This is a genomic window from Nocardia sp. CY41 (genome assembly GCF_009829325.1).
Taxonomy (GTDB): Bacteria; Actinomycetota; Actinomycetes; order Mycobacteriales; family Mycobacteriaceae; genus Nocardia.
In genome coordinates, this window is the sequence record NZ_VUOS01000026.1 from 66,747 (window position 1) to 80,104 (window position 13,358).

Sequence of the window (13,358 nt, forward strand, 5' to 3'; positions counted from 1 at the left end):
TGAGATCCACAGAGGTACAGGGCCCCTTCTCTTGGGTGGCGTCGAACTGTCGCCTGTGTTCTTCGCCGAGGGCGACCTGGCAAAGGAGTGCTTGAGTACGTACCACACACGGTCTCTTCCGGGGCCGGGCCGCTCACACGTCCGTCTGCTGATCGATCGCTGCCTCGTAGAAGGCGTCCGCGAGCGCCATGATTACAGCGCTGATGCCAGGGCCGTCGCTGAAGAAGTAGTCGGCCATGGTGTTGTGAGCTTCCTGGTTGTCGAGGACCGCCTCAGTGACCGCCGCCTGGAAGTCCTGGGACTCCATGAACTGTTTCTTCGAGTTCACCTTGGTCTGGTTGACCAGGTCCGGGTAGGCGAGCAGCCGCTGCACCAATCCCTGCACGAACTCACGGACCTGCGACTCGGCGAACAACTCGGCACCGAAGAGGTCGTTCATCTTGTCGATGACGACCTGTAGTGCGACGTACTTCGGCTCCTTCCGGGTGCCGGTGCCCGCGGCGCTGATGCCCTTGAGCTCGCCGTCACCGGTCAGCGAGATGTCGACCGCGATGCCCTTGTTGTGCTTGACCCCGACCAGGACCACGTCGGAGAGGTCGACCTCCGCGGCCCAGGAGGAGTCTGCGATGACCTTCTCCAGGAGCCGCAGGAATATCGACAACATCTCCATGTACGGGTCGCCGTAGTCGACGATCTGGCTCATGAAGTCGTAGAGCCGGACGTAGGTGGAGACGTCCTTGCGAAACAGGTCGAGGGTGTTGAGGGTGACTTTGTCGTCGGCCTCGATCGCCGCCGCGTAGCGGCGGGCGAAATCGCTCTTGGCCGGGCTGATCGCGGCCGAGAGCGCGTTGTTGCCCTTGCGGGTGACCCACAGTTCGGCTACCTCGCGCACTTGCCCCGGCGTGTAGATCCCGGCCTGGGCGAGCTTGGTGGCGAGGTGGACGACGACGTACGGGTCGGTTTCGGTCTCCAGGGTGGCATTGGTGAAGTACGGCTCGAACGCAGTCCGGATGTCCTCGGGCTTGTTGACGAAGTCGATGACGAACGTCTTTCGCTTCTGCTCCCCACCGGCAGTGCGATGGGTGCGGTTGAGCCGAGACAGCGTCTGCACGGCAGTGACCCCGGAGAGCTTTTTGTCGACGTACATCGCCGAGAGCAAAGGTTGATCGAACCCGGTCTGGAACTTGTTGGCGACCAACATGATCTTGTAGGTCGCGCCCTTGAAGGCGGCAGCCAGGTCCGAGCCGGCGCCGGGGTTGAGGTTGGCTTCGGTGAACTCGTCGGCCTTGCTCGGCTGCGGCCCCCAGTCCGAAGCCCACTTTTCGTCCTCGGCCATAGTCACCGAGCCGGAGAAGGCGACCAGGGTGCGGTAGTTGTAGGAGGAGTCCATGGCGGCCCGCTTGGCGATGTAGGCGTCGATCGCTTTCTTGTACTTCACCGCGGCCTTGCGCGAGTCGGTCACGACCATCGCCTTCGCCTTGCCCTCCAGCAGGTGGGCGACGTTGGCGTGGAAGTGCTCGACGATGATCTGCACCTTCTGGCTGATGTTGGTCGGATGCAGTTTCACCCACCGCATCAGCCCCTTACGCGCCGCGGCCTCCTCCACCTCGCCACCGTCGCCGCTCTCGGCCTTACCGGCGATCTTCAGCGCGGTGTCGTAGGTCTGGTAGCCCTTGAGCACGTCGAGGATGTAGCCCTCCTCGATCGCCTGCCGCATCGAGTAGAGGTGGAACTCGACCGGCTTCCCGTCAGGACCCTTGCGGCCGAAGAGCTCCAGGGTCTTGTTCTTCGGCGTCGCGGTGAACGCGAAGTAGGAGATGTTCTCCGACTCGGCCCGCTCGGTCATCTCCGAGGCCAGGATCGCCTCGATGCCGATCTCCCCACCGTCCTCGATCTCCTTGATCTCCTCCGCGGTCAGCACGGCCTTGAGCTTGGAGGAGATCTGGCCAGACTGCGAGGAGTGCGCCTCGTCGGCGATCACCGCGAACCGACGCCCCTTCAGCGACGAGTCGGCCCGGATCTCGTCGAGGGCGAACGGGAATGTCTGCACCGTCACCGCGATGATCAGCTCCCCGTTCTTCAAAGCGGTCGCCAGCAGCCCGGATTTCGACTTCGCCCCCGCCTTGCGGACGTCCTCCGGGCTGATCGTGGCCACGATCTTCCCCGACCCGTCGATCTGCCGGATCGCCTCCTGGAGCTGCCCGTCGAGCACGGTGCGGTCCACGACCACGATCACCGAGTCGAAGACCTTCTCGTCGTTCACGTGCAGACGCGCCAGCCGGTGCGCGGTCCAGGCAATGGTGTTCGTCTTCCCTGACCCTGCCGAGTGCTCGATCAGGTAGCGACGCCCCACCCCCTCCTCGCTCACCGCGGCCACGATGTTCGTCACGGCCTCCCACTGGTGGAACCGAGGGAAGAGCATGCTTGTACGCCGCACCGACGTCCCAGTCGCGACATCCCACTCCTGCTTGGTCTCCACGATCATCAGCCGGCCGATGATGTTGAGCCAGGCGTCTTTCTCCCAGACCCGCTCCCACAGGTACGCCGTCGCCGACCTCTTCTTGGCACCAGGCGGGTTGCCCGCGCCACCGTCGTGACCCATGTTGAACGGCAGGAAGTGCGTCTTCTCGCCCTCGAGCCGGGTGGTCATCGCGGCAAGGTCGTTGGATACCGCGAAGTGCACCAGCGCCCGATGCCCGAACGACAGCAGCGGCTCCGGCCGCCCGTTGGTCAGCGGATGCCGTTTCTTGCGGTACTGGTTGATCGCCTCATCAAGAGACTGGGCGAAGTCGGTCTTCAACTCGACAGTGGCGACCGGGAGCCCGTTGACGAAGAAGACCAGGTCGATGCTGCGCGTGTCAGCGGTGGAGAAATACACCTGCCGCATCACCCGCACCCGCATCGCCGCGTACTGGTCGTTGGTGGTCGCGTTCAGACTCGTCTCGGGGCGGAACTGCGCCATCTTCAACCGGCCACCGCCGATGTACTGCACCCCGTTACGCAAGATGTTCAGCGTCCCGCCACCATGTTCGAGAGGCTTGTCGAGCGCCGTGGCCAGCACGTCGAGGAACTTCGCCTGCGACCCCGCCGCCTTCAAAGCCTTCTCGTACGCCGCCTGCTGGGTATGCTCCAGCCAGGCGAACAGGTCCTCGGGAAAGAGCGCCCGCTCCCGGTCGTACCCAGTGTCATTGTCGGAGTAGAGCCACCCGTGGTCGGCTAGGTACTCGCAGATCTCGGATTCGAAGACGACCTCGTTGTGACCGGCCATCACACCATCTCCCGCATGTCGATCTGCCCCGTCACCGCCGCCGTGATCAACGCTGCCCGCCGCTCACGAGCGAGCTCCACGAACCGCTCCGACTCGGCAATAAGTCTGTCGATCTTCGCGGTATCGGCGTCCGACCGGGCCACAAGCGCATCTTGCGTGTCCCTGTCCGGAAGGGGAATCTCAACCTGTTGCACAACCTTCGTATTGAGGCGTGCACGGGTCGAGCCGCGAGCAAGCAGCATGATCTGTGAGCGCGTCTGCGGAGCAGACATCACCCAAGCAAGGTACGCCGCACCCACCTGTTCGTTGGGTCGGAGGCGATAGCAATCGGCTTTCACGATCGCCGGCCCAAGTGCGGGCACCACCGCCGCCCTACCGAGCGGCATCTTGTCGTCGCCAAGCCCAGCGACAACGACATCACCTTGCTCGACGGTGTGCGCTTCGAGTTCCTCGGCGTAGTCAAGTGGGATGAACGCGGCGTCACCGTCCTTGAATTCGTTCATGCCGATATTGCCAAGTCGGATCACGCGGGCCCCGTCGTCCGAGTAATGAGCTGACGTGAGTGAAGATCCGAACGGACCATCGACGATCGACTCGATGACGCGACGAACAGTAGCGGGACGCCCGAGGCGTCGGGCCTTCTCAACACATGTGGCCCATATCGAGTCCCGGCGTTCACGAAGCATCTCGATTAGCCGCTGCTGCTCCTCGATGAGCGTGTCGATGCGGGCGGTCTCGCGGTCGAGGTAGTCGGCGATGGTGCGTTGCTCCTCCGGTGGCGGTACCGGAATCGCCATGCCGAGGAAGACATCCGGGTAAAGCCGCAGCCGCGAGGACCAGATGCCGCGCGAGAGACGAGTCATCTCCATCACGTACGGGGTCGATCGGTAGAGGTAGTCATAGAACACCGGATTGAACGGCGCACCTGGGCGAGGCCTGTAGACGCCATACGCCGGGCTCACGATCCCGGGCTGCCTCGCAACGCCGAGCGCTCCCATCCACGCCCACATCGTGTTGATGACGAGATCGCCAGTGTCCACCAAGCGGTAGCCATCGAGGTTCTCCGCCGCAGTCATCGTCACGTTCTTCTCCGACTTCGGAGTGATGCCTGTCAGATGCGAAACGCTGAGGAGCTCCTCCGAGCCATCGACAGTGACAGCCGGTGACTCGGCCAGAAGCTCCTTATTCCGAGTCCAGCGCCAGCGGGCCGGAACTCTGCCCGCCCAAGCCTGCTCGAAATCGAACTGCGCTTGCGTCACCCCTCGACCTCCCGCAGCAGGTCGAGGATCTTGGCGACCTGCTTCTCCAGGTCGGCGTCGATCTCGGCGAGAGGACGGGGCGGGACGTACTTGTAGAAGTGGCGGGTGAAGGGGATCTCGTAGCCAGTCTTGACCTTGGCCCAGTCGATCCAGGCATCGGGTACGTGCGGCTTCACCTCGGCGTCGAAGTACGCCTGAATGACCTCGACCTTGGCGGCCGCGCCAGCGGTCGAGCCGCCGTAGGTGAACGGGACGTTCTCGGTGTCGCGCATCTTCGGGTCCGGCTTGGGCTGGCCCTTGCGGTCGAGTACGGGGTTGCCGGACTCGTCGAGGAGGGGTCGCTCGACGGGGATGGTCCAATAGCCGAACTCGTCGTTGCGCAGCACTTTGGAGTAGTCCGGGTCGGCGTCGGTGAAGTCGGCGTACAACTTCACCACCTCGGCGCGGTCGGTGTCGCTGATCTCGCGGCCCTTGGAGCCGAGATTCTTGCGCATCTTGGTCCAGAACGACGTGCCATCAATGAGCTGGACATGGCCCTCGCGGTGGAGGGGCTTGGTGTTGTCGAGGATCCAGATGTAAGTGGCGATGCCGGTGTTGAAGAACATGTTGGTCGGCAGCGCGACGATGGCATCAACCAGGTCTTTCTCCAGCAACCACTTGCGGATCTGGGAGGGGCCGGACCCAGCGGCACCGTTGAAGAGCGGCGAGCCGTTCATCACAATCCCGGCCCGCCCGCCGCCGTCCTCGCGGGCGCGCATCTTGTGGGCCAGGTGGAGCAGGAAGAGCATCTGCCCGTCCGACGTCGCCGGGAGGCCAGGGGCGAACCGGCCGTAAGGGCCAGCTTCGTCGCGCTCTTTCGTGACCGCCTTGGCGTACTGCTTCCAGTCGACGCCGTACGGCGGGTTAGACATGCAGAAGTCGAACTGGCGGCCCTTGAACGCGTCATCGGTGAGCGTGTTGCCGAAGGCGATGTTGGTCGCGTCGTGGCCCTTGGCCAGCAGGTCGGACTTGCAGATCGCGTACGACTGCGGGTTGTACTCCTGGCCGTACAGGCTCAGCTTCGCCTCGGGGTTCTGCTCTAGCAGGTGCTCCTCGGCCAAAGCGAGCATGCCGCCCGTGCCCGCAGTCGGGTCGTATAGCGTGCGGACGATGCCGGCCTCGGTTAGGTCGGCGTCCTTCTCGGCGAAGAGCAGGTCGACGAGCAGCCGGATCGCATCCCGCGGGGTGTAGTGGTCACCGGAGGTCTCGTTCGCGGCCTCGTTGAACCTGCGGATGATGTACTCGAACGCATCGCCCATATCGGCGTTGGAGACGACGTCCGGATGCAGGTCGACGGCCTTGAAGGACGTAATGACCTCACGCAGCAGCTCCGCCTTCTCCAGGGCGAGGATCTCCTTCTTGAAGTCGAAGTATTCGAACACGTCGACATCGGGCGAGAACCGGTCGATGTAGTCGGCCAGGTTGTCCGCCAGCCCGTCGGCGTCTTTGAGGAGGTTGGCGAAGGAGTAGTTCGAGGTGTTATAGAACGGCCGCCCAGTGACCTTCTTGACCTCGATCTTGAGCCGGTTGGGGTTGTCGTACTTCGCCGCCAGCACGCGCACCGTCTCCCGGTCGGGCTCGAGGATGCAGTCGAGGCGGCGCAGGATCGTGAGCGGGAGGATCACGTTGCCGTACTGGTTGGGGCGGTAGGGACCCCGAAGCTGGTCGGCGATCGACCAGATAAAACTACCGAGGGTGCTCACACGGCTCCTTACGAGGCTCGCTCGACGGTGGATGTTGGACGCCCAGCGCGACCCGTGCGTGCCGTCCAAACAGGCGGCGCACAGGCTGCAGCAGCCGGTGCGTAACAAGAACATCATCGCGCATCACAACACCCTGCGCGCCACAAGGTCGGCAGCAGCGACCGGCTCAGCGAATCCGTCACGGTCGGCCGCTTCTTCCAAATGTCGGCGAGAGATACCGGCACGGCGGATTCCGCTGCGCGCCCGGCACCGCGTTGGAGCTATCTCGAATGCCTACTGTGGAACTGCCACGCATCACGCACGATGTCGGTGATGTCTGGTTTCTGTGGTGTCCAGCCGAGTTCGCGTTGCGCGAGTTCGGATGAGGCGTAGAGGGTTGCGGGGTCGCCTGGCCGTCGTGGTGCTGTCTCGATGTCGAACGGTATCCCTGTGACGTCGCGGATGGCTTGGATGACTTGGTAGTTGGAGTAGCCGATGCCGTTGCCGAGGTTGTAGATCTTGTGTTCGCCGGGGTGAATGGTGTTGAGGGCGAGGAGGTGGGCGTGGGCGAGGTCGGTGATGTGGATGTAGTCGCGGATGCAGGTGCCGTCAGGGGTGGGGTAGTCGTCGCCGTAGAGGGTGAGTTTGTCGCGGTGGCCGAGGGCGGTGTCGAGGGCGAGGGGGATGAGGTGGGTTTCGGGGTTGTGGCGTTCGCCGATCATGGTGCCGTCGCCGCAGTCGTGTGCGCCTGCGACGTTGAAGTAGCGCAGGGAGATCGCGCCGAGCGCGGAGGCGCGGGTGTAGGTGGTGATGGCTTTGTCGATGGCGAGTTTGGTGTCGCCGTAGGTGTTGACTGGGTTGGTGGGTGAGGTTTCGAGCAGGGGCAGATGGGTGGGTTCGCCGTAGACGGCGGCGGTGGAGGAGAAGACGAGTTTGCTGACGTGGGCGGTGTGCATGGCGTCGAGCAGGGCGAGGGAGGCGCGGGTGTTGTTGTCCCAGTGCCATTCGGGGTGGTGCATGGATTCGCCTGCGGCGATGAGGCCGGCGAAGTGCAGGACGGCGTCGTAGCCGGAGCCCGGTGTGAGGATTTGGGCGATGTCGTGGACGCGGAGCTTGATGAATTCGGCGTCGTGGGGAATTTGGCGGTCGTCGTTGCGGGAGAGGTCGTCGATGACGGTGACGTTGTGTCCGGCGTCGAGGAGCAGGCGTGTGACGGTGGCTCCGACGAATCCTGCACCCCCGGTGACCAGGATTTTCATCTGACCTGCACTTTCATGGCGAGTAGGTGGTCGTGGATGGTCTGTTTGTGCGCGCGGAAGTGTTCTTCGGGGCTTTCTCGGCGTGCGCTGCCGGTCCAGCCGGTGATGCGTTCCCAGGCGCGTTGCTTCACCGTAGTCAATGCGGTCGGGTCGGGTGTGGTGTGCCATGCGTCGGCCATGGCGTGTGCGAGGGCGTGGACGGTTTGGTGGTGTCGGGCGACGATTCGGCCGCTGCTGGTCACGGCGTAGCGCGTGTAGTTGACCGCGTCGGAGCGTGGTTGTCCGAACTCGGCGTCGAACCGGGTGAAGGCGTGGTGGAGGTAGGTCCAGAATCGTCCCGGATCCATCGGCGGTTGGGTGGGGTCGGCTCGCCAGCGCAGCTCGGCGCGCATCTGTTCGGCGAGGTGCGGTGCCATGTGACCGAAGTCGTGGTGGGCGTAGGCGCCCTCGAGCATGGCCGTAGCTCGCAAAATCTTTACGCACAGTCGGCTGACGAGCAGGTGAGAGTGCGTGGAAGCCGTTCCGGCGGACCATTGGTCGTGGAGGCCGAGCCAGAAGTAGGCCTGGGTGTAGTAAAGCAGGATTTCGTAAGCGTCGCGGACGTCGAGTGTGACGGGGTGGTGGTCGGGTAGGCCGCGATCGGTGACGGGTAGGCCGAGGTTTTTGAAGTCGTGCCCGAGGGAGGTTTGGATGGCGCGGTAGTCGCCGAGCGACAACGTCATCAAATCCACTGCGGCGAAGTGTTTCTCCGCGAGGGACACGAGTTCCTGGCTCTGAGCTGAGGGATGGTCTCCGTAGTGGACGTAAAGGAGGTCGACGTCGCTGATCAGCAGCGGCTTGCCGTCGTGGCGGATGAAGGTGGGTTCGCCGCGGGCGAGGGAGCCGCCGACGATCAGCCAGTCGTCGGCGGGTACGCAGTGCCCGAGCGTGCGGAGGTCTTCGGCGATATCGAGGGCTTCCCGGGCGACGGCGGTGGCGTGGGGGAGTCGGGAGATGATGCGTTCGGCCAAGGCGGTGGTGTCCACTTCATGCCTCCGGTTCGATGGAAGGCGCGGGCATGGGCAGCAGAACGGGTCCGGGCTGGTAGGCGGGGACGGGTGTTTCCTCGTGCACTTTTTTCGCTGTGATGTGGGGGCATAGTGATCCGCAGATGGTGCAGGGCGCGCCTTTGCGCAGGCCGTGGGTGATGAACGCGTTGCCCGCCAGGCCGGGGTAGAGGGCGTGACCTTGCTGGATGTCCCAGTCGTTGGCGCGGCGGGCCACGCTGATCGCGCGCTGCCGTGCGATTTCGGGTTCCCAGCCACGCACGAGGTCGAGCGCTGTGATGGCGACACGGACCATGCGGATGGAGGTGGCGGTGTCGGGCGCGGTAGGCATGGCGTAGTGCTCGTTGTGGGTGATGGAGGCGAACATGTCGCCGCCACATTGTCCGGCCGCCGCGACACCAAGGGCGTTGACGGTGTCGTCGAGGGTGACGCCGTTGTCGATGACCATCGGTCCGGCCAGCCACAGCGGCGCACCGCCCAGCGCTTCTTTGTAGGCGGGGATCAGTTCGGGAATCCGGTGCAGCGGCATGTGCCCGCCGCTTTCGCACAACACCTGCACCCCGGCGTTCAACGCGTCTTTGCGGAGTTCGGCCAGCAGGTGGATCTCGTGCCATTTCAGGTCGTCGTCCGCATCGGCGGTGGCGCCGGGGCGGAAGATGTCGCCGAGGTCGAGGACGACTTCGTGGCGGCGACAGATGTCGAGGATTCCGTCGAAGTACTCGATCAGAGGATTGTCGCAGTGATGGAGGCGCATGTAGCGGGCCAGCAACCCGCCGCCTCGTGAGGTCGTGGGCATGATTCGGTCGGATTCCTCGCTCATCTGCGCGAGGGCGGGGTTGATGCCTGCGTGGATGAGGACGAAGTCGACGCCAGCGGCCAACCCGAGCTCGAATCGGTCCAGGAATTCGTTGCGGCTCAGCTGTTTACGCGGGTCAGCGAACAGGTCGTATGTCAGGCATGCGCCGAGCGGTACGCCCATGACTTCCTTCAGATCCGCGCGCAGCGCCACTCCTTCGGGGTTGGTGGTCAGGTCCATGACAGCGTCGGGTCCAGCGGCGAGGATGACCGCCATGCTTTCCACGATGGTCTGCCGGTCGCGGTCACGCGGCCCCAGTCCGACGAGAGCGGCGACTTTGCGGCGGGTGTCCTCACCGACGAGCAGCGGTGTGAAGGCCGTCATGCGTCGGCTCGCGTGCGACCGCAGGAACACAAGGGTGCCGCTTTCGACCCTGCGGGCGGCGGTGTCAGGGTCGAGGTCTTCGGCCTGACATGTGGCGATGAACTGGGGATCTGTTGCGAGGGTGAACATTTGGTGTGTCCTTTCGATCAGGGACGTATCGGAGTGGCGGGCCCGGTAGGCCGCGGTGCGGGCGGTTGGCCGTCGACGACTTCGGTGATCAGGTCAGCCCAGTCGACAGCCAGGGCACTGACGTGGATCCATGCCTCATGCACGACGGGTTCGGACGCGTGCTCGGCAGCCGCCAGCGTCAGTTCGGCATCGACGTACGCGGCGGCCAGGGCATCCACTGCCGGTCCTATGCGTTCGGTGCCGCGTCGTGGCTGAATGTGGGTGCTGACCCAGTTGTCGATCAACGTGACGACATCGTCTCGGCGTCGGTCGACTTCGGCCGCGCGTTCGGGGATGACGCGGCGTGTGCGGTGCAGATGCGCCAGCGCTTGCGCCCATCGCGTGATCAGATGGTCGCCCGGGTTGTGGCCCGTCACGCCGCGGAATGCCGCGCAGAGCCCGTGCCAGTCCGGAATCCGAGGCAGCCGAGAATCCCGCCCGGAGAGCGAGACATCCTGTCGCGCAGCCGTTGTCATCTGCGGTGAACGAGTGAGTATGGGTGTGTGGTGTTCGGTGGGCATGCTCGGGCTACACCTCGGTTCCGAACGAGTAGGCCATCGCCGTGAGGTAGGGCAGGCATCGGCCGCCATGGGCGGCATGAGCGTGGAGAATGAAGCGGGCGCGGTCCAGATCCAAATCGATGGGTTCGACCGCGCAGTCGTGATACTGCGCGGCCCACAGATCCCGTGTGTTCTGCGAAATTTTCACGACAGCTCCCTGACAGTCGGTGGGTGGGCACGCCGATGCCGGGTCCAGTCGCACAGCGTCCGAATCCGGCTCCAACCGTTGCTGATTCCTGCGAAGGGCGGAAAGGAGTCGACCGCATGCCCCGGCATCGGGTGCTGATCCCAGATTCGCGGCCGCGGCTTGCCGTCCCAACGCCCGACGGGACTAGCCCCACTGGGGCTTGCGCATCGTCAACAACGGGCTGGGATCAGGCGAAAGGGGCATTTGCGCACGTAGAAGCCATCCACCGCATACTGTGAGACAAACTGCGGTCAACCGACTGAGGTGAGATATGAATACTGGGGGACGTATCTGCCGCACATGCCGCACGGCGCTGCCCGCAAACCACACGGGAAACCTCTGCGCCGACTGCGCCTCAGCTGCCGGGTTCAAGCACGCGCTCACCGCCGACTTCTTCGACGACCCCACGATCCGCGCGGCGCTGGCAGACCACGACTTCAGCGTGGTGTTCACCTTGATTCGCGAAGCAACCGGCCTCTCACAACTTCAGCTGGCCGCGTTGCTCGACCTCACACAGTCCAGAGTGTCAGCCGTCGAACGCGGAGAACGCCGTCTCACCAGCGCCAAGCTGATCGCCAGAATCGCCGATACCTTTGCGATCCCCGCGTCGCTGCTCGGGTTCGGCTCCGGGACTGCGAGTAATCTGGCCCGCGAGGAGGTGACGTGGGTGGAACGTAGAGACTTCATCACCCTGGCAACCGCAGCCGCACTCGGTTCCCATCTTCACCCGCAGCTCGACCGGCTGGGCAGCATCCTCCCTGACCGGCTCGAGCCAGTCACCCGACCACACATCGGATCCGCCGACATCGACGCCATCGAAGCCATCACCGAAGGATTCCGGAAATGGGACCTCGCGCACGGCGGCGGACTCTGCCGGACCGCGGCACTCACCCAACTGCATCAAGTCCGCGCCCTGGAAGGCGCCGCATGCACCACGGACGTTCGAACACGTCTGTGGATCGCCACCGCCGACCTGGCGAGCATGGCCGGCTGGCTGGCCTACGACATCGAAGAACACGACTCGGCCCGCAAACTGTGGACATACGCCTTGCAAACGGCGCACCGTGGAGAAGACCATCCGCGCAGCACCGACCTGACGGTCAGCATTCTGCTCGACATGGCCCACCAGTCCCTGCATCTGAAACGACCTGATGAAGCACTGAAATTCGTGCAACTTGCCTCATCGACCGCCGCCAACAGGCGCCATCCGATCAGCACCATCACCGCCGGGTACATCGCAACGGTAATGGGCTGGTGCTGGGCATCCCTGAACGACTCCGCAGCCACCCAGCGCGCCCTCGGGCTATCCGAAGACCGCTACGCCGCAGCCGAACCCGACACCACTCCCTCCTGGGCATGGTTCGTCACGCCCGCGGAAATCGCCGCTCAACACGGCCATGCGATGTATTTGCTGTCGCTCTCCGACCCCAAATTCGCACAATCGGCGGTCGAGCGTCTGTCCACAGCGATCCCTGGCCACGCCAGCGAACATGCGCGCAGCCGCGCCGTCGCCCTACCCACCCTTGCCAGCGCCTGTCTGCAAGCGGGTGATTTCGAATCAGCCAACCGGCACGGGCGCGAGGCGATCACGGCAATCACCGAGATATCTTCACCCCGATGCTACGTGCGCCTCCGCGATCTGGACACCATCGCCGCACAGCACGACAGCAATCCGATCGTCGCTGAATTGCGCGGCGATCTGAGGGCGGTTCTCGCCTCTGCGGCCTCATGACCACCGAAAGCCAGCTTCCCGGTCGCGCAGCCGTGCGCGCCGCCTGTCAGGAGTTCGGCGTCGACGACCGCGACGCGCAATTGCTGCATCATCGGTCGAACGCAGTGTGGTTGCTGCCGCACGCTGATCTCGTCGTGCGCCTGGCACCCGACACCGCCTACCGGCGCGAGCGCGCCCACACCGCCATCGCCGTCACACGTTGGCTGGCAGCCGAAGCCCCACCCATCGCGCTCACTCCAGCGTCCGGGACGCAGCCGGTTATCGCCAACGGCGCAATCGCTACGTTCTGGCCCTACCGCCCCACACCAGATCGGCCGTGCCCGGCCGACCTCGGCGCACTCATACGGCGGCTGCACTCGGTAGCGCAGCCGCCGTTCCCCGTGCCTCGATACCAGCCGCTGCGGCGGCTGTTCGAAGCCCTAGCCCTCGATGGCGAGCGGACGACACCTGCACTCACCGACTCTGACCGGGCGTGGCTGCGCGCCCGCGCCGAGGCACTGGTCGGCCAGTTCATCCAGACCGAATTCCCGCTCGGGGAAGGTCTTGTTCATGTCGACGTCCACAGCGAGAACGCCGTCTGCGATCACGGGCAGTGGGTGCTGGTCGACTGGGATCAATGCAGCATCGGGCCACGCGAACTCGACCTGGTGAACGGGTTGCCCGATCACTTCCACCAACCACAAAAGGAGCGGGCACGCTTCGCAGCCGCCTATGGCTACGACCTTCTCGACTGGCCCGGATGGGCCCTGCTGCGCGACATCACCGAACTGCATTCCCTCGGTGCCTACATCCGGCTTGCGCCGACCAAGCCCGCGGCGGCCGAAGAACTACGACATCGCATCCGATCGTTGCGAACCGGGGACAAGGCCGCAGTATGGCAGGCGGTGTCGTGATCTCGTGCGTCGTTCTCGGCCCGACCATCGCGGTGGTCGGGCCGAGCGACTACCAGCTGGTGTGCTCGGCGCAGAAGCAGCATCA

General features: G+C 64.6%; 10 protein-coding genes. 2 read left to right on the plus strand and 8 right to left on the minus strand.

What is annotated here, in order from left to right:
• Positions 1-133 precede the first annotated feature (133 nt).
• The 8 genes from GVY64_RS27765 to GVY64_RS27800 form a co-directional block, all read right to left on the minus strand.
• Positions 134-3,268 (minus strand): type I restriction endonuclease subunit R, encoded by a 3,135-nt coding sequence (locus tag GVY64_RS27765; RefSeq protein WP_159847603.1) that lies wholly within the window; start codon positions 3,266-3,268, stop codon positions 134-136.
• Positions 3,268-4,527 (minus strand): restriction endonuclease subunit S, encoded by a 1,260-nt coding sequence (locus GVY64_RS27770; protein WP_159847606.1) that lies wholly within the window; start codon positions 4,525-4,527, stop codon positions 3,268-3,270. The genes GVY64_RS27765 and GVY64_RS27770 overlap by 1 nt, the downstream gene beginning before the upstream one ends.
• Positions 4,524-6,269 (minus strand): type I restriction-modification system subunit M, encoded by a 1,746-nt coding sequence (locus GVY64_RS27775; protein ID WP_159847609.1) that lies wholly within the window; start codon positions 6,267-6,269, stop codon positions 4,524-4,526. Before GVY64_RS27775 ends, GVY64_RS27770 begins: the two co-directional genes overlap by 4 nt.
• A 260-nt stretch (positions 6,270-6,529) precedes the next feature.
• Complete coding sequence (gene galE, locus GVY64_RS27780; protein ID WP_159847611.1) at positions 6,530-7,507, minus strand: UDP-glucose 4-epimerase GalE; 978 nt, start codon at positions 7,505-7,507, stop codon at positions 6,530-6,532.
• Positions 7,504-8,532 carry a hypothetical protein gene (locus GVY64_RS27785; RefSeq protein WP_159847614.1) on the minus strand — a complete coding sequence of 343 codons (1,029 nt, stop codon included), beginning with the start codon at positions 8,530-8,532 and terminating at the stop codon, positions 7,504-7,506. Before GVY64_RS27785 ends, galE begins: the two co-directional genes overlap by 4 nt.
• A 1-nt stretch (position 8,533) precedes the next feature.
• The gene (locus GVY64_RS27790) at positions 8,534-9,862 is read right to left on the minus strand and encodes a phosphomethylpyrimidine synthase ThiC (protein WP_159847617.1); all 1,329 of its coding nucleotides are present in this window, start codon (positions 9,860-9,862) and stop codon (positions 8,534-8,536) included.
• A gap of 17 nt (positions 9,863-9,879) precedes the next feature.
• Positions 9,880-10,278 carry a hypothetical protein gene (locus GVY64_RS27795; RefSeq protein ID WP_159847620.1) on the minus strand — a complete coding sequence of 133 codons (399 nt, stop codon included), beginning with the start codon at positions 10,276-10,278 and terminating at the stop codon, positions 9,880-9,882.
• Between the two features lie 151 nt (positions 10,279-10,429).
• Positions 10,430-10,609: a hypothetical protein gene (locus GVY64_RS27800; RefSeq protein ID WP_159847623.1), complete on the minus strand. Its 180-nt coding sequence runs from the start codon at positions 10,607-10,609 to the stop codon at positions 10,430-10,432.
• Between the two features lie 310 nt (positions 10,610-10,919).
• Here GVY64_RS27800 and GVY64_RS27805 point away from each other — a divergent pair, with 310 nt between their 5' ends.
• Both GVY64_RS27805 and GVY64_RS27810 read left to right on the plus strand, forming a co-directional pair.
• Positions 10,920-12,380: a helix-turn-helix domain-containing protein gene (locus GVY64_RS27805; protein ID WP_159847625.1), complete on the plus strand. Its 1,461-nt coding sequence runs from the start codon at positions 10,920-10,922 to the stop codon at positions 12,378-12,380.
• Positions 12,377-13,273, plus strand: coding sequence for a phosphotransferase (locus tag GVY64_RS27810; RefSeq protein ID WP_159847628.1), 897 nt, complete (start codon positions 12,377-12,379; stop codon positions 13,271-13,273). The genes GVY64_RS27805 and GVY64_RS27810 overlap by 4 nt, the downstream gene beginning before the upstream one ends.
• Positions 13,274-13,358: the final 85 nt, after the last annotated feature.